This window comes from Dokdonella fugitiva (assembly GCF_004342425.1).
In the GTDB taxonomy this organism is placed as follows: Bacteria; Pseudomonadota; Gammaproteobacteria; order Xanthomonadales; family Rhodanobacteraceae; genus Dokdonella_A; species Dokdonella_A fugitiva.
This window is the reverse complement of sequence record NZ_SLWQ01000002.1, coordinates 295,006-310,540: the sequence shown is the minus strand read 5'-3', so window position 1 is coordinate 310,540 and position 15,535 is coordinate 295,006. Positions and strand designations below refer to the sequence as shown.

At 68.2% G+C, this 15,535-nt stretch carries 16 protein-coding genes; 10 read left to right on the top strand and 6 right to left on the bottom strand.

Annotation, left to right across the window (positions count from 1 at the left end):
* Positions 1–50 precede the first annotated feature (50 nt).
* The 5 genes from EV148_RS05625 to EV148_RS05605 all read left to right on the top strand — a co-directional run bounded on the left by EV148_RS05625 (position 51) and on the right by EV148_RS05605 (position 5,721).
* Positions 51–668 (top strand): CvpA family protein, encoded by a 618-nt coding sequence (locus tag EV148_RS05625; protein WP_131994782.1) that lies wholly within the window; start codon positions 51–53, stop codon positions 666–668.
* Positions 669–683: 15 nt separating this feature from the next.
* A complete protein-coding gene (purF, locus tag EV148_RS05620) occupies positions 684–2,162 on the top strand; it encodes an amidophosphoribosyltransferase (protein WP_131994776.1) in 1,479 nt (492 codons plus the stop codon).
* A 126-nt stretch (positions 2,163–2,288) separates the two neighbouring features.
* The gene (locus EV148_RS05615; protein ID WP_131994773.1) at positions 2,289–3,107 is read left to right on the top strand and encodes a ferritin-like domain-containing protein; all 819 of its coding nucleotides are present in this window, start codon (positions 2,289–2,291) and stop codon (positions 3,105–3,107) included.
* Entirely contained in the window at positions 3,104–4,306 is a 1,203-nt protein-coding gene (locus EV148_RS05610; protein WP_131994770.1) for a hypothetical protein, read from the top strand. The genes EV148_RS05615 and EV148_RS05610 overlap by 4 nt, the downstream gene beginning before the upstream one ends.
* Positions 4,303–5,721 (top strand): hypothetical protein, encoded by a 1,419-nt coding sequence (locus tag EV148_RS05605; protein ID WP_131994767.1) that lies wholly within the window; start codon positions 4,303–4,305, stop codon positions 5,719–5,721. Before EV148_RS05610 ends, EV148_RS05605 begins: the two co-directional genes overlap by 4 nt.
* Here the strand turns inward: EV148_RS05605 and EV148_RS18865 are convergent.
* Genes EV148_RS18865 through EV148_RS05590 form a run of 3 tightly spaced genes read right to left on the bottom strand, consistent with a single transcriptional unit; the run spans position 5,676 to position 7,965 of the window.
* Complete coding sequence (locus EV148_RS18865) at positions 5,676–6,833, bottom strand: glycosyltransferase (RefSeq protein WP_131994764.1); 1,158 nt, start codon at positions 6,831–6,833, stop codon at positions 5,676–5,678. The genes EV148_RS05605 and EV148_RS18865 overlap by 46 nt on opposite strands.
* Before the next feature lie 14 nt (positions 6,834–6,847).
* The gene (locus tag EV148_RS05595; protein ID WP_241987991.1) at positions 6,848–7,228 is read right to left on the bottom strand and encodes a DUF2304 domain-containing protein; all 381 of its coding nucleotides are present in this window, start codon (positions 7,226–7,228) and stop codon (positions 6,848–6,850) included.
* The gene (locus tag EV148_RS05590) at positions 7,222–7,965 is read right to left on the bottom strand and encodes a glycosyltransferase family 2 protein (protein WP_241987990.1); all 744 of its coding nucleotides are present in this window, start codon (positions 7,963–7,965) and stop codon (positions 7,222–7,224) included. The genes EV148_RS05595 and EV148_RS05590 overlap by 7 nt, the downstream gene beginning before the upstream one ends.
* A gap of 394 nt (positions 7,966–8,359) precedes the next feature.
* Here EV148_RS05590 and EV148_RS05585 point away from each other — a divergent pair, with 394 nt between their 5' ends.
* The 5 genes from EV148_RS05585 to EV148_RS18400 all read left to right on the top strand — a co-directional run bounded on the left by EV148_RS05585 (position 8,360) and on the right by EV148_RS18400 (position 12,246).
* The gene (locus tag EV148_RS05585) at positions 8,360–9,118 is read left to right on the top strand and encodes a hypothetical protein (protein WP_131994761.1); all 759 of its coding nucleotides are present in this window, start codon (positions 8,360–8,362) and stop codon (positions 9,116–9,118) included.
* A 51-nt stretch (positions 9,119–9,169) separates the two neighbouring features.
* A complete protein-coding gene (locus EV148_RS05580) occupies positions 9,170–9,673 on the top strand; it encodes a hypothetical protein (protein WP_131994758.1) in 504 nt (167 codons plus the stop codon).
* Between the two features lie 101 nt (positions 9,674–9,774).
* A complete protein-coding gene (locus EV148_RS05575) occupies positions 9,775–11,142 on the top strand; it encodes a hypothetical protein (RefSeq protein WP_131994755.1) in 1,368 nt (455 codons plus the stop codon).
* Between the two features lie 162 nt (positions 11,143–11,304).
* Positions 11,305–11,703: a hypothetical protein gene (locus EV148_RS05570; protein WP_131994752.1), complete on the top strand. Its 399-nt coding sequence runs from the start codon at positions 11,305–11,307 to the stop codon at positions 11,701–11,703.
* A 399-nt stretch (positions 11,704–12,102) separates the two neighbouring features.
* A complete protein-coding gene (locus EV148_RS18400; protein ID WP_158287338.1) occupies positions 12,103–12,246 on the top strand; it encodes a hypothetical protein in 144 nt (47 codons plus the stop codon).
* Between the two features lie 3 nt (positions 12,247–12,249).
* On the opposite strand, the gene EV148_RS05565 is transcribed toward EV148_RS18400, so the two are convergent.
* From EV148_RS05565 to ppx, 3 genes are all read right to left on the bottom strand, one after another.
* Positions 12,250–12,990, bottom strand: coding sequence for a UDP-2,3-diacylglucosamine diphosphatase (locus EV148_RS05565; protein WP_131994749.1), 741 nt, complete (start codon positions 12,988–12,990; stop codon positions 12,250–12,252).
* 168 nt (positions 12,991–13,158) lie between these two features.
* A complete protein-coding gene (locus EV148_RS05560; protein ID WP_131994746.1) occupies positions 13,159–13,845 on the bottom strand; it encodes a peptidylprolyl isomerase in 687 nt (228 codons plus the stop codon).
* Positions 13,846–13,930: 85 nt separating this feature from the next.
* Positions 13,931–15,463, bottom strand: a complete 1,533-nt coding sequence (ppx, locus tag EV148_RS05555) for an exopolyphosphatase (protein ID WP_131994743.1) — start codon at positions 15,461–15,463, stop codon at positions 13,931–13,933.
* Between the last annotated feature and the right edge of the window lie 72 nt (positions 15,464–15,535).

Genomic DNA, 15,535 nt, shown 5'->3' with positions numbered 1-15,535 from the left:
TCCGGCTTGCCGCCGTTGTCGGTCGCCGGTTCCCGGTTCCCGGTTGCGGCATGAACTGGGCCGACTACACGATCATCGCGGTGCTCGGCCTTTCGGTGCTCATGGGGCTGTGGCGCGGCTTCGTCGGCGAAGTGCTCGCGCTCGCGGTGTGGGTGTGTGCGTTCTGGGTCGCCTGGATGCTCGGTCCGGCCCTTGCGGAACGGTTTTCCGCCAGCATATCCACGCCGTCGGTGCGCGTCGTGCTCGCCTACGCACTCTGTTTCATGGCCGTGCTGATCGCCGGTGCGATCGTCACGTTCCTCATGCGCAAGCTCGTCGAGGGCAGTGGCCTGTCCGGCAGCGACCGCATGCTCGGCATGGTGTTCGGGCTCGCGCGCGGGCTCGCCCTGGTCGTGCTGGTCGTGTTGCTGCTCGGGTTCACGCCGTTCACGCGCGATCCGTGGTGGCATCAGTCACAATTGCTGCCCGGCTTCGAGCGTGGCGCGCAATGGCTCGCCGCGCGCCTGCCGCAGCAGGTCGCCCGCCACCTCGAACCGGTGCAGGGCGTGCTCGGGCCGCTCGCGCAGCCCGTCGTGCCGGGCCCCGAACCGGCCAAGCCCGCCGGGGCGCCACGCGGCAAACCGGGCGACGGCGGTGCAGCCGCCGGGACCCAGACCCCATCCACGTAGAAGCAGTCCAATACCATGTGCGGAATCATCGGCATCGTCGGCAAGTCGGAAGTCGCCTCGGCGCTCTACGACGCGCTCACCGTCCTGCAGCACCGCGGCCAGGACGCGGCGGGCATCGCGACCCTCGACGGCAACCGCCTGCGCCTGCACAAGGGCCCCGGGCTCGTGCGCGACGTGTTCGACCAGGCCAGCATGCTCGCGTTGCGCGGCAGCGTCGGCATCGGCCACTGCCGCTACCCGACCGCGGGTTCGGAAGGTTCGGCCGAGGCGCAACCGCTCTACGTTAATTCGCCGTACGGCATCGCGCTCGCGCACAACGGCAACCTCATCAACACCGGGGCGCTGCGTCGTGAAGTGTTCGAGGACGACCGGCGCCACATCAACACCGATTCCGATTCCGAGGTGCTGCTCAACGTGCTCGCGCACGAACTGCAGATCCAGGACCGGCGCCAGCTCACGCCCGACCACATCTTCAAGGCCGTCGCTGGCACGCATGCGCGCTGCGTCGGCGGCTACGCGGTCGTGACGATGCTGCTCGATTACGGCGTGCTCGCGTTCCGCGACCCGCACGGCATCCGGCCGCTCGTGCTCGGCGAGCGCGACACCGCGGCCGGCAAGGAGTACGCGGTCGCGTCCGAGTCGGTCGCGCTCGACATCCTCGGCTTCCGCCTGCTGCGCGACGTCGCGCCCGGCGAAGCGGTGCTGATGACGCTCGACGGTCGCCTGCACACGCGCCAGTGCGCGGAGCCGGCGAAGCACGCGCCGTGCATCTTCGAATACGTCTACCTCGCCCGGCCCGATTCGATGATCGAGGACGTGTCGGTGTACAAGGCACGCCTGCGCATGGGCGAGAAGCTCGGCGAGAAGATCCTGCGCGAGATGCCGAACCACGACATCGACTCGGTGATCCCGATCCCGGACACCTCGCGCACCGTCGCCGGTCCGCTCGCGCAGATCCTCGGCGTGCCCGTGCGCGAGGGTTTCGTGAAGAACCGCTACATCGGCCGCACGTTCATCATGCCTGGGCAGAGCGAACGCGTGAAATCGGTGCGTCGCAAGCTCAATCCGGTCGGCCTCGAGTTCCGCAACAAGAACGTGTTGCTCGTCGACGACTCGATCGTGCGCGGCACGACTTCGAAGCAGATCATCCAGATGGCGCGCGAAGCCGGTGCGAAGAAGGTCTACCTCGCCTCGGCGGCGCCGCCGGTGCGCTATCCGAACATCTACGGCATCGACATGCCGGTCACCGCCGAGCTCGTCGCGCACGGGCGCACGGTGGAAGAGGTCGAGCGCATCCTCGGCGCGGACAAGCTCATCTACCAGGATCTCGACGATCTCATCTGGGCCGTGCGCGACGGCAACGAGAAGCTCGCCGATTTCGATACATCATGCTTTTCCGGCGAATACGTCACGGGCGTCGAGCCGACCTACCTGCGCGACCTCGAGTTCGCGCGCTCCGACGACGCGAAATCGCAGCGGCGCCAGGCCGGCTGAACGACGCGTGCGCGAAACTGCGTGTCCGGTCCGCGTGCCGGACCACGTTGGTCGTGGATAATGGGCGGCGGCGCACCTGCGCGCCGCGAGCCGCGCAGGTGCGCGGCGCCACGACGGAGTCGAGACATGGGCGGCAGCGCGAAGGAAAACCTGTTTGACGCCGCCGCGCGCTGCCTCGGCTGCGCCGACGTCGCGCGCAAGCTCGAGCTGACGCACGCCACCGCACAGGCGATCCTCGCCGGTGAATTGCGCACCGACGCCGGCGCGAGGCCGCCGTCCCCGATCGGCGAGCCCGGCCGGCCCGAACGCCCGCGGCTCGTGTCGCCGCGCGACCTCGCGCAACGCGGCCTCGGCTCGGCGGGCGGACGCGCCGCACTCGTCCACGCGGTCGCGCACATCGAGTTCAATGCGATCAATCTCGCCTGGGACGCGGTGTACCGCTTCCGCGGCATGCCCGACGACTACTACCGCGACTGGGCGCGCGTCGCCGACGACGAGGCGCGCCATCATGCGTTGCTCGCCGCGCGACTCGCCGAACTCGGCCACCGGTACGGTGATTTCGATGCGCACGATGGCCTGTGGGACATGGCGGTGCGCACCGCAGACTCCTGCCTCGCGCGCATGGCTCTCGTTCCGCGCGTGCTCGAAGCACGCGGCCTCGACGTGACGCCGGGCATGATCGCGCGCCTGCGCGCCGTCGGCGACGAAGCGACGGCCGCGATCCTCGAGGTGATCCTGCGCGAGGAAGTCGCCCACGTCGCCGCGGGGTCGCGCTGGTACGCCTGGTGCTGCGAGCGGGAAGGACTCGATCCGCAGGCGATGTTCCGCCGGCTGCTCGACGAACACATGCGCGGCAGCCTGCGCGGTCCGTTCAACGTCGAAGCGCGGTTGCGCGCGGGTTTCACGCCGGCCGAACTCGCCGGCCTCGACGACCTCGCCGCATGACGGTCGCGCGCGGGCGCCTCGTCGCATTCGCCCTCGCGCTCGCCGCGACGTGGCTGGTGTTGCTGCTCTGGGCGGCCGGCATCGATCCGCGCGTGCCGTTGACGCCCGCCCGCACGCAGGCATTGCCGGGTAGCCGCTACCACGCGGTTTTCGGGCAGGCCACGCCCGATGGCGGGCGCCTCGAGGTCACTGCCGCGGCCGAAGACTACTCGGCGCTGCAGATGACCGACGTCATGGAACTCGCCGCGGCCGAGCTGCCGATCCTGCGTTATTCATTCGAGAATTTCCCGCGCACGCTCGAGTTGTCACTCGTGTTCCGCACGCGCGAGGCGCCCGACGACGTCGAAACGGTGTCGCTGCCCGCGCCGGGCGGCGGCACCACGACGTTCGACCTCTCGCGCGTCGCGAGCTGGCGCGGAACGATCATCGAAATCGGCTTCTCGCAGTTCCCGGTCGCGCAGCTGGTGCCACCCGACGAAGGATTCCGGCCGTTCACGTTCGCCGGGGCGAAGCTCGAGTCCGACTCCTGGCGCGGCCGCTTCGCCGCGACCTGGTCGTCGTGGTTCGCGCATTCGCCGTGGCAGCTCATCTCGGTCAGCGCGATCGGACCGGCCGAAACGGGCGACGCGTCGCCGCATGCGCCGCGACCCCCACTCGTGCTCGCGCTCGCGCTCGCGGCACTCGCCCTGCTCGCGCGCTTCGTGCTCGGCTGGCGACGCGATCGCCTCGCCCGGCCGTTGTTCGCCGCAGCCGTCATCGCCTGGGTCGTGGTCGATGCGGCGTGGTTGCGCGAACTCGCCTACCGTCGCGCGGTCGATCGCGACATCTGGGGCGCGATCCCGTTCGCGGAGCGGCAGGACCACGTGGCCGACGCGCAGACGCTCGCTGCGGCCGAACGCGTGAAGGCGCTGCTCGCGAACGAGCCGCCGAGCACGCGTGTGCTCGTCAATGCGCAGACAGCGCACGACATCCTCCGCCTCATCTATCTCGTCGCGCCGGTGAATGCTTCGAGTCTGGGCGGTTACCTCGGTGCGCCGTATACGCGCATCCCCAGCGGCACCGTGCTGGTCAACTACCATGTCGAGCGGCCGCGTCCGCTGAACGGCGTGATGCGCATCGGCCTGCGCAAGGTGCGGGTCAAAGTGATCGACCGCAACGAGGACTTGGTCGTCTATCGCGTGGAAGCGGTACTGCGATGAACGTACTGCCCGCCCTCGTCGTCTGGCTCGCACCGTTACTGCTCGGCAGCGGCCTGTGGGCGGCAGCCGCTGGCTGGCCCCGTCGTGGCGGCGCGCTGGCGACGGTGCTCGGTGGCGGATGGATAGTCGGCGTGCTCTCGTGCGGCCTGCTCATGCGCGCGCTCGCCGCGTCCGACTTGTCCGCCGGCCTCGCCCGTGTCGGCGTGACCGCCGCCTTGATCGGCGTCGCGGGCTGGGCCGTCGCGGCATGGTCGAGGGAGCGCACGTCGACGCCGCGCGTGCGCCTGCTGCCGAGGCGCCACGACCAGGTTGTCGCGCTTCTTGTTTTGCTCGCGATCGCATGGCGGGCTTGGGCGTTCGCGACCGACATCGCATTGCATCCGACCCTGCCGTGGGACGCGTGGGCCGTGTGGGAGGCCAAGGCGAAGACGTGGGTCTTGGCCGGTCATGCGTCGCCATATGTTTCCTTCGGGCGCTGGCTGTTGCACCCGCAGTTCGACGCGCGCACCGCCGCGGCGTGGAACTACCCCGAACTGCTGCCCTGGTCACTCACATGGTTCGCCGCCGATACGGGGTGGCTGGAGCCTTGGATCAACATGGCCTGGCTGGGCTTGTGGCTCGGCCTCCTCGTCGCGCAGTATGGTCACTGGAGGGTGCTCGGCGTATCGCCGACCCACGCGCTTGCGGGGGTTTACCTGCTCGGATCGCTGCCGCTGCTCGACGCGCACGTCGCACTCGGCGGCTATTCGGACCTCTGGGTCGCCGCACTGATGTCACTCGGCAGTCATGCATGGCTGCGCTGGCGCACGATGGGCGAGCAACGCCAGCTCCTCGTGCTCGCCGGCATCGCCGTGTTGCTGCCGATGCTCAAGCTCGAGGGCGCCGTATGGAGCATCGTGCTTGGCGTCGCGACGGTGTTCGGTGCCTTGCCGCGCCGCCTGCGCAGCAAGCGATTCCTCGTCGGTGCAGTGGCCGCGGCAATCATCATCGCACTGTGCGTGTCACTTAAGGTGCCCTGGGTCGCAGTCGCCCGCCACTACGTCCGCGGCAGCATCGACGTCGACGGCGGGCGCATCGTCCAGTCCCTGTTCGCACTGGCGAATGCGCTGTGGGGGCAGTGGAACTGGAACCTGCTCTGGTTCGCATTGCCCGCGGCATTGCTGTGGAAGCGGGCGAAGTGGACGCGCTCGACGACAGTACAGCGCCTGTTCGCCCTGGTCGTGGTGCCGTTGCTGCTCATCGTCGGATTGTTCGTGCTGACCAGCGCGGCGCGCTATGCGCAGAGTTATTCGGCCGTGAATCGACTGCTGTTACAGCTGGTACCGACCTCGGTAAGCCTGCTGGTGCTCGTGCTCTGGCTGCCGGCGGATCAGCCGGACGAGCGCAACGCGCCCGACGAACCTGCGGCGGCGTAGAGTTCGCGCACCGCGTGCACGCTGCGCGCGAGCGTGAATCGTGCGAGCCAGCGTTCGCGACCTGCGTCGCCGAGTCGCATGCGCAGCCCCGGATCGTGCAATCGCGCGAGGGCGGCGGCCAGCGCCACGCGATCTCCCGGGGCGACCAGCAGCCCCGACTCGCCATCGGCGACGACGAAGCCGACGCCCGAGCCCGGGATCGCGCTCGCCACGACCGGCAGGCCGGCGCGCATGGCTTCGAGCAGGACGAGGCCGAACGCTTCGCCACGATCGAGCGACGGCAGCACGAACGCGTCCGCGCCCGCATAGGCTGTTTCCAGCGTCGCGTCGTCGACGTCGCCGGCGAATGCGATGCGTGCGTCCACGCCGCGCGCGCGGGCGAGGGCGCGAAGTTCGAGCGCGCATTCACCGTCGCCGACGAGCAGCAGGCTCGCGTCCGGCGTCGACGCCAGCGCTTCGACGAGCACGTCGAAGCCCTTGTAGCGACCCAGGCGGCCGACGGCGAGCAGACGCAGGCCGCTCGTGGCGGGCCACAGCTCCGGCCGCGGCGCAGCGGGGCCCGCTTCGTCGATGCCGAGCGGGACCACGTGCACCTTCGCGTGCCACGGCTGCAACGCGCGGCTCGCCTCGAAGTACGGCTGCGAGGTCGCGATCACCGCCGCCGCGCGCGCGAGCAGGGCGCGTTCGAACGGCCGATAGAACCGGTAACCCAGGCGCAGGCGCCAGTCCGGCGCGTCCGGTGGCACGTCCGCGTGCCAGTGCACGAGCCACGGCAGTCGCCGCGCCGCAGGACTTGCGAGCACCGCGAAGCAGGACGGGTTCGGCAGGTGCAGGTGCAGCAGGTCGGGCGAGAATTCGCGCAGCGCACGTGCGAGTTCGAACGGGAACGAGGGACTCAGCGGCGTATAGACCGGCGCGGCAATGCACCCGGCGCGGCGCACCTCGACGCCGGCGATCACGTCGTGCGCGCGGCGCCAGTTTCCGGGCGCGCGATGCACGAGCACGGCCACCGCGTCGCCGGCCTGCACGCAGGCTTCGGCGAGCGCCTGCGTATGGCGCTCGATGCCGCCGCGCTGTGGAGCGTAGTACTTGCCGAGGTGCAGGATGCGCATGCGCCGGCCGGCACTCAGGCGTCGTCGTCGTCGCCCGGCGGTTCGGGCGGCGCGCCGCCGAGCCGGATCAGTTCCTGTTCGAGGATCGCGAGCTTCTGCGTCAGGCGACGGACCCGGCGTTCCTGCTTGGAGCGGTCGACGTCGAGCTTGAGCAGGCGGATGAGCACGAGCGAAAGGCCGATGATGATAGGCAGCACGGGCGCATAGAAGATGCCGGTCTGGTGGCCGAGCCAGATGACGATGCCGGGAAACACGCCGAGCAGGAAGGTCGCCGCGGCGATCACGAACCACCAGACCGCATACGGGCCATGCAGGTGGTCGCGGCGCACGAGGAAGAGGATCGCGCCGGCGAGGGCCACGCCGAGGATCGCCGAAGTGATCTGGCCGGTCAGCATGCGGAACAGTCTTCGTGCAAGCCCTTCTCCTTGCGTCGCCCGGCGTCGATCTGGGCGAGGCAGAGCACGGTGGTGTGCAGCATGTAGCGCGCGACCACCGGCCACGATGCGAACACGCGTGAATGCCCTTCGCGGCGCGGCAGCATCGGCACCGGCGTCTCGTCGATGCGCAGGCCGTTCTTCGCCAGCAGCATCAGCACGCCGACGTCCTGGTAGTCGAGCAGGCTCGCTTCCGGGCCGGCGAGGATGGCCGTCGCCCGCGCATCATACAGGCGCAGGCCCGAGGTGAAGTCGGTCAGGCGTAGGCCCGTCAATGCGCGCAGGTAGAGCCAGGCGATGCGCTTGGCGCGGCTGAGGCGCCCGACGCAGGTGCCGATCACCACGTTGGCCGCGGTCCGCGCCTGCGCCTCGAACAGCGCCGGCAGGGAATCCGGCTCGTGCTGACCGTCCGCGTCGAGCGTGACGACCCCGGCGTAGCCGTTGCGTCGCGCGTAGCGGATCCCTGCCTGGGTCGCTCCCCAGGCGCCCAATCCGAACGAGAGGCGCAGGGATTCCGCCCCGGCCGCGCGCGCCGCGCCACTGGTGCCGTCCGTGCTCGCGTCGTCCACCACGAGTACGGCACAGCCGAGCGCCGCGCGCACGCCCGCCACGACGGCGCCGACGGTCGCGGCTTCGTCGCGTGCGGGAATTACCGCCAGGCACTCGGCGGCACGGAGAGGGGTAGGGCGAGCGGTCACGGGACGGTGCGGCGGAGGGGACGGCGATTCTGCGCATCGTGCCGGACGAGGTCAACGCGCGGCGCGGCGGCCTGCCGGTTCCCTAGGCGGATGTGATCCCTTTTGGCCCCTCGTCACGTATACAGGTGCGGCTGGCCGAAATGCCGTGTCCGGTTTCCCTCCGCTCGTGCGTCATTGAGCTGCGTGGGCTGGAGGCGATGCGCCGCCGGCCGGGTCCGGACCCTCGAAATGGGGCGTCCGTCTCGAAACTGGATGGTCGGCCAGGCCCACGCTCGGTTCGTGTTGACACGGTGTTAAGACTTCACTATCGTCCGCGCGGATCGGGCTTGGTTGACCACTAAACCAATGGGGACGGGAGCAGGCGCTCCGCCCGAGACACTCTGGGAGATTTTCCATGAATGCAAAGATGAAAGTCCTGTCGATCGCTCTCGTTGGCCTCTGCGGTTTCGCGGGTAGCGCGATGGCGGCCTGCCCGGCCGGTCCGACCACGGCCGAAGGTGGCGCGTGGACGAGCAAGGCCGTGCTGCCCCCGTCGACGTCGGCTCTCGCGATCGCGACGCCGGGTCTGGACGCGACCGAGTGCAAGCTGAATTCGTCGCTTGGCCCGAGCATCTCGGCCGCCGCGACCGTTCGTTACGATCATGCGGCTTCCGAGCCGTCGTACCGCTTCCAGTTCCTCGTCGACAACACGAACCTGAGCGCGTTCAGCGCGACGGACAACGTCGTCCTGTTCCAGGCTCCGGCCACGACGACGGCGAACGGCTTCAACCGCCTGCTGCGCGTCTCGCTCGTTGCGGGCCCGGCGGGTGCAAAGCGCGTCAAGTTCTTCGCCCAGTGCAGCGCGGCGGGCTTCATTTGCTCGTCGACGTTTGCGACCGATCTTCTGCCCGGCGTGAACACCATCGAAGGCAAATTGACGGTGGGTGCAGGCGCGGCTGGCTCGCTGACGTATTGGGTCAATGCCGGCCCGGGCACGACTGAACCGGCTCCGTCGGGTTCGATCGCGAACCTCGACAATGCGGCGTGGGGTGGCGTCTCGGCGGCTTCGCTGGGCCTCGCAGCACCGAGCGCAGCGTTCAAGAACAACCACGCAACGCAGGTGGTGAGCTTCGACCGCTTTGATTCGCGCCGCCAGACCTACATCGGCAGCTGATCAGGGTTTGTTGTTCGAATTTGATAAATGATCGAATAGGAGTGACGATAAATGAAGCGTAATTTGCTCTGTGCAACGATCGGTGCGACGGCCCTCGCCGCGCTGTTCAGCGTCTCCGCTGGCGCCCAGACGTGCGCGGCCCCGGCAAGCTGGACTCCGGATGCGGGCGGCAACCCGGTCATCAATGACACGACCTGCGGCCACGAGACCGGTATCGTCGGTACCTGCCAGACGTTCACGGCCCCGGCCGCTGCCTACGTCGCGCAGATCGACGTTGCCGCCGCTGGCACGTTCACCGACATCACCTTCACGGGTGGCGCCGGCTACACGATCGCCGCGTACCTTGTCCCGTCGGCGAGCGGCTGCAATGCGAACGCTCCGTGCACGACGACCGGTGACGGCACGACGCACATGCTGCATGGCGACATCCCGCCGGGCAACTACTACCTGATCGTCACGGGCGCAGACTTCGACGCGTCCGGCGCTTGCGGTACGTTCACCATGCAGGCCAACGGCACGTTGCCGGTTACGCTGCAGAGCTTCACGGTCGGCTAAGCTAGCGCCTTCGTGATTCGACTCGACCCACCTGCGGCGACGCAGGTGGGTTTTTTATTTGGATGGTGTCCACAACGATGATGTTTTCAGCAACTGCATTGATGTTGTCGCTTCTCGCCGCGACTGCCACGGGTCCACAAACGCATCTGACCATTTCGCCGTGCCGCATAGGCGAGCACCAGCAATTCGACGTCGCTTCATGTGATATCGAGTTCAAGAACGATGGCGACAAGCCAATCACGATCAGCAAGGGCGAGGCCGCCCTGCCTTGGGACATGGTGGAAAAAGGCGCCGTAGTGCCGGCCCATGGAACGAGCTACATCAAGGCCACGGTCGATCTGCGCGACAGTGTCGGGTTCGTCAAGCGATCGTTTCGTTTCGCGACGAGCGAACCGGGACAGCTCGCCGTTCGAGGCGCGAGCGTCCATGCTTTCGTCTCGACCGTGCTCGACCAGGTTGCGCCGAAGATCGATTTCGAAGCAGTGAAACTCTCGGGACCGATGCCGACCAAGTCGATTTCGCTAAGCAGTCGCGAGGTCGCCGATTTCCGCATACTGTCGATCACCGAGAAGCCCGCCTACGTCGATGCGCGCGTCGGAGATGACGGGCGTACCGTCTACGCGACGCTGCGCAAGGACGCCCCGTGGGGCCTCCAGCACGAGAAGATCAAGCTAAGGACCAACGTCCCGCAGCAGCCGCAGGCCTGGATCTCGGTGGATGTCAATGTCATCGGCGATGTCGCACCGAGCGGGAATCCGTTCTCCTTCGGCCTCATGCGCACGAACGCCAACAACGAATTCCTGCTGCGCCTCACGAGCGAATCGGGTAAGGACTTCAAGGTCGCAACGGCGAAACTCGACGGGATCAAAGGCCGAGTGGATGTGACGGCGTGCGTTGTCGCCAGTCCCGGGTGCAGGATGCTCCGCATCCAGGTCGCGAACGACCAGCAGCGGGGACGCCTGCAAGGAACGCTCCTCGTCGAGCTGCCGGAGTTCCACCGAACCCTGCCGATCGAGGTCGTAGGCATGCTCCTACCACCCGATTATGTCGTCCACGATTTCGAGAAGGACCTGGAGAAGTCAGGGCAGGCTGCCAGTATCACTACCGCATCACCTTCGACCGGAGCCCCCGCAGGCATCGACCTCAAGCAGGCCATCAAGCAGCAAGTCCACAGGAATGACAGCCCGCCGCCCGCTGGTGACGGTCCGCTGCTGAAATGGTCGGTCGCGAACGAAGGCACTGTCTACGCGTACATCATCTACCGCTCCGATTCCGAATCCGGTCCGTTCGTGCGCGTGAACAAGGAACTCATCCGCGCCGCGGACGATGAAGGCAACGCGTTCGGCACGTACCAGTACCGGGACAACAGCGCGGTGCCTGGCCGAACCTACTGGTACCAGATCGGCACGGTCAAGGGCACTGGCGAGAAGGCGCCGTTGAGCGGAGCACAGAAGGTCGTCGCGAAGTGATATAATGTATTTTGCATCCCGCCGGTGGACAGCCGGCGGGCTTCACCACTGGGAGGCTGCATGTCCATCGCTCGTGTCCTCGCGCTTGGTGCAATTGTCGCCGGTTTCGGCTTCTCGTCCCTCGCGCTCGCGCAGACGTGCGCTTCGCCAGCGATATGGGCCATGGACGCCACCGGCAGTCCCGCCCTCGCGGGCACGACCTGTGGCCATGAAACCGGCATCGTCGGTACATGCCAGACGTTCACGGCACCGGGTGCGGCGTACGTCGTTCGCATCAACGTCATTGCGCCCGCGACGTTCACGGATATCGCGTTCACCGGTGGCCCGGGCTACACCCTCGCGGCCTACCTCGTGCCCGAAGCGAGCGGCTGCAATGCGAATGCCGCGTGCACGACGACGGGCGACGGCACGACGCACATGTTGCATGTCGACATCCCGCCGGGCGCGTATTACCTGATCATCACCGGTGCCGATTTCGATGCCCCCGGTTCATGTGGCACGTTCACAGCGGCGAGCAACGGCTTCCTGCCGGTGACATTGCAGTCGTTCAACATCGATTGAACCGTCGTTCGCGTACGCTCACCGCAAGCAGCCATCGACATGCGGGTATCCGCTGCCGTCAGCGTCAGCATGGGAGCCATCATCGCCGCTGCGTCGGCCTCGGTCGCATCGGCGCAGACTTGCGCTGCGCCCGCCATATGGGCAATGGACTCATCCGGCAATCCAGCGCTAACCGGCACCACCTGCGGCCATGAAACCGGGATCGTAGGGACCTGCCAGAACTTCACTGCGCCCGGCCAGGCCTAAGTCGTACACGTCAACATCATCAATGCCGGTACCTTCAACCAGATCGTGTTCGTCGGTGGCGCGGGCTATACACTCGCGGCGTATCTCGTGCCCGAGGCGAGCGGCTGCAAAGCCAATGCGCCTTGCACCACGACTGGGGACGGCACGACCCCGATGCTCCACGCCGACATGCCTCCGGGTGCGTACTACCTGATCGTTACCGGGGCCGATTTCGATATCCCGGGGGCGTGCGGCACGTTCACGCTGCAGAGCAACGGCTTCCTGCCCGTCACGCTGCAGTCGTTCGACATCGACTGACGTTTACCTGCCACGCGGCGCACGAGGCAACGTTTCGAGTGCAGCTTCGCACGCGGACGCGAATCGCACTACGCTGCCCTGTTCGTACCAGTCGCCGAGCACGATGCGCTCGGCGGGCGTGCCGTCAAGGTCGAGTCGATGCTGCGCCGGTCGGTGCGTATGGCCGTGGACGAGGCGGCGCACACCGTGCGCGCGCAAGGTCGCTGCGACCGCGTCCGCGTTGACGTCGGTGATCGCGTCGCCCACCGAGCGCGTGTAGCGCTGGCTCTCCGCGCGTGCCTGCGCCGCGAAGGCGCGGCGCTCCTCGAGCGGTCGCGCGAGGAACGCACGCTGCCATTCGGGGGTGTGCGATTGCACGCGAAAAGCCTGGTACGGCACGTCGTCGGTGCACAGCGTGTCGCCGTGCATGAGCAGCACGCGTTCGCCCCCGATCTCGATGACGCTGCCGTCAGGCAGCAAGGTCATGCGTGCCCGGCGCGCATAGGCGTCGCCGAGCAGGAAGTCGCGATTGCCGTGGATAAAGAAGGTCGGCACGCCGTATGCGTGCAGGCCGGCTAGTGCAGTAGCGACCTGCTCGGCCGTTTCATCATGCGCGTCGTCGCCGATCCAAGCTTCGAACAGGTCGCCCAGGATGTATAGCGCACTCGCCTGCGACGCCTCTTCGCGCACGAAGGTGACGAACAGCTGCGTGATGTGCGGTCGGCTCGCATCGAGGTGCAGGTCCGAGATGAACAGGGTCGTCACGGTTCCCCCGTAAGAGTTTCGCGATTCCCCACGCGCCACCGGCACGTGTCACTTTCCATCATCGGCCCTTCTTCGCGCAGCGTGCCGTGGTGTCGTCTCGAGCGCGCGGGCGGCGCGTGGTGGGGATCGCACACGCCGCGCGACGCTGCAGAACAGGCAACGCCGAGGTCAAGGCAGGACGGCGACCTTCTCGATCACGACCGCCGTGGTCGGTACGTCACTGCGGAACGGACCCTGCGCGCCGGTCGGGACCGCGCGGATCTTGTCGACGACGTCCATGCCCGCGACGACCTTGCCGAACACGCAGTAGCCGGGATTCGCGTCGCCGGCATAGTCGAGGCGCGGGTTGTCGACGGTATTGATGAAGAACTGCGCCGTCGCCGAATTCGGGTCGGCCGTGCGCGCCATCGCGATGGTGCCACGCAGGTTGCTGAGGCCGTTCTTCGACTCGTTCACCACCGGCGCGCGCGTCTTCTTCTGGCGCAGGTCCGCGGTGAAGCCGCCGCCCTGGATCATGAAGTCGGCGATCACGCGATGGAAGATCGTGCCGTCGTAGAAGCCGCTCTTCACGTAGCCGAGGAAATTCTCGACCGACTTCGGCGCCTTGTCCGCGTAGAGCTCGACCGTGATGTCGCCGAGGCTCGTCTTGATCTGCACCTTGGCCGGGCCTTGCGCATCGGTCGCGGTCGCCGCCTGCACCTTCGCGGCAGGCTTGGCCGGCGCCTTCGGCGCGGGTTTGGCACTGGCGGGCTTGGTCGCGGCTTTCGGTGTCGCGGCGGGCTTGTCCGGATTCGCCTGGGCGAGTGCGATCGCGGGCAGCATGAGCATGAGGGCAAGCAGCAGTCGACGGATCATCGGGATCTCCGGTGAGGTACGGAAGCGGGAAACCGCAATGATAGGGGCTCGTGCCCGGCACGTCAGCCGCCGGCGAGGCTGGCGCTCAGGCCGCGGCTGGTTCGAGCGGGCGTACCTGCAGCTTGAGGTCGAGCAGCTTGATGTGGTCGCGCTCCTGGTCGAGGTCCGCGCGCGTGAGCGGATGCTGCTCGAGCCAGCGGCTCGGCAGCTCCAGGCGCAGCAGGCGGTCCTCGGCGGCGAGGCGCAGCGACGGCAGCGGCTCGGTCGTGCGGGCGCGCTCGAGCAGCGCGGCGAGGCGCAGCAGCGCGGTCAGGCGCCGCACCGGCTGGCGCAGGCGCTCGGGCAGGGCGTCCATCGTCGCGCGGTCGGGCTTGCGCCGGTGCGAGCGGATCATCGCCGCGAGCGCCTGCTGGCCCTGCCGGCTGAAGCCGGCAAGGTCCGAATGCGCGACGATGTAGGCGCCGTGGACGTGGTGCAGGCTGTGCGCGATCGCGAGGCCGATCTCGTGGATGTCCGCGGCCCAGCCGAGCAGGTCGCGCTCGATGCTGCCGAGCTGCCAGTCGTCGGCGATCTGGTCGAACAGTTCCAGTGCGGCATGATGCACGCGCGCGGCCTGCGCCCGGTCGACCGCATAGCGCGACGCGAGCGCGGCGATGCTGCCCGCGCGCGGATCGCCGTGCATTGCACGGCCCACCATGTCGTAGAGCAGGCCCTCGCGCATCGCCGTCTCGCACACGCCCATCTGCTCGAGCGCGAACGTCGTGAAGATCGCCTCGAGCACGGCGACGCCGCCCGCGATGATCGGCGCGCGATCCTCGGCGAGGCCGGCCAGGCGCAGATCGTCGACGCTGCCGGCGTCGAGGATCGCCTCGCGCAGCAGCGCGAGCGACGATGCGGTGATGCCCTGGTCGCTCCAGCCGTTCGCCTGCACGATGCTGCCGATCGCCTTCGCCGTACCCGAGGAGCCGATGGCTTCGCCCCAGCCGCGCGCGCGGTAGCCTTCGGCGAACTGCTGCAGTTCGACCGAAATCTCGGTCTGCGCCTGGCGCCAGCGCTTGGCGGTGACCTTGCCGTCGCCGAAGAAGCGCAGCGTGCTGGCGACGCAGCCGACCTGGATGCTCTCGGTCTCGAGCGCCTCGAAGCCCTGGCCGATGATGAATTCGGTGCTGCCGCCGCCGACGTCGACGACGAGCCGGCGCTGGCTCGAACGGGCTAGGTCGTGCGCGACCCCGAGGTAGATCAGGCGCGCTTCCTCGCGGCCACTGACGATCTCGATCGGATGGCCCAGTGCGGTCTCCGCGGGCAGCAGGAACGCCTGCGGATTGGCGAGCTGGCGCACCGTGTTGGTGGCGACCGCGCGCACGCGCTCGTGCGGCAGCGCGCGCAGGCGCTGGCCGAAGCGCGCGAGGCAGGCGAGCGCACGCTCGCGATATGCGGGCTCGAGGCTGCCATTCGGGCGCAGGCCCATCGCCATGCGCACGCTGTCGCGCAGGCGGTCGATGATGCGCAGGCTGCCGTGCTCGTAGCGCGCGACGACGAGGTGGAAGCTGTTGGAACCGATGTCGACCGCCGCGAGCAGTTCGCCGTCACGCAGCTGGGTGGCAGGCGCGTCCTTCACGGGTTTCCGCTCGCAGGGGGATACGCCGGGATTGTCGCATGGCCGCGGCAGCCGCGGCAGCGGCCCGCGCGC

Coding starts and splice junctions, on each gene's coding strand:
- EV148_RS05625 (WP_131994782.1), top strand. CDS start 51: ATGAACTGGGCCGACTACACGATCATCGCGGTGCTCGGCCTTTCGGTG.
- purF (WP_131994776.1), top strand. CDS start 684: ATGTGCGGAATCATCGGCATCGTCGGCAAGTCGGAAGTCGCCTCGGCG.
- EV148_RS05615 (WP_131994773.1), top strand. CDS start 2,289: ATGGGCGGCAGCGCGAAGGAAAACCTGTTTGACGCCGCCGCGCGCTGC.
- EV148_RS05610 (WP_131994770.1), top strand. CDS start 3,104: ATGACGGTCGCGCGCGGGCGCCTCGTCGCATTCGCCCTCGCGCTCGCC.
- EV148_RS05605 (WP_131994767.1), top strand. CDS start 4,303: ATGAACGTACTGCCCGCCCTCGTCGTCTGGCTCGCACCGTTACTGCTC.
- EV148_RS18865 (WP_131994764.1), bottom strand. CDS start 6,833: ATGCGCATCCTGCACCTCGGCAAGTACTACGCTCCACAGCGCGGCGGC.
- EV148_RS05595 (WP_241987991.1), bottom strand. CDS start 7,228: ATGCTGACCGGCCAGATCACTTCGGCGATCCTCGGCGTGGCCCTCGCC.
- EV148_RS05585 (WP_131994761.1), top strand. CDS start 8,360: ATGAATGCAAAGATGAAAGTCCTGTCGATCGCTCTCGTTGGCCTCTGC.
- EV148_RS05580 (WP_131994758.1), top strand. CDS start 9,170: ATGAAGCGTAATTTGCTCTGTGCAACGATCGGTGCGACGGCCCTCGCC.
- EV148_RS05575 (WP_131994755.1), top strand. CDS start 9,775: ATGTTGTCGCTTCTCGCCGCGACTGCCACGGGTCCACAAACGCATCTG.
- EV148_RS05570 (WP_131994752.1), top strand. CDS start 11,305: ATGGACGCCACCGGCAGTCCCGCCCTCGCGGGCACGACCTGTGGCCAT.
- EV148_RS18400 (WP_158287338.1), top strand. CDS start 12,103: ATGCTCCACGCCGACATGCCTCCGGGTGCGTACTACCTGATCGTTACC.
- EV148_RS05560 (WP_131994746.1), bottom strand. CDS start 13,845: ATGATCCGTCGACTGCTGCTTGCCCTCATGCTCATGCTGCCCGCGATC.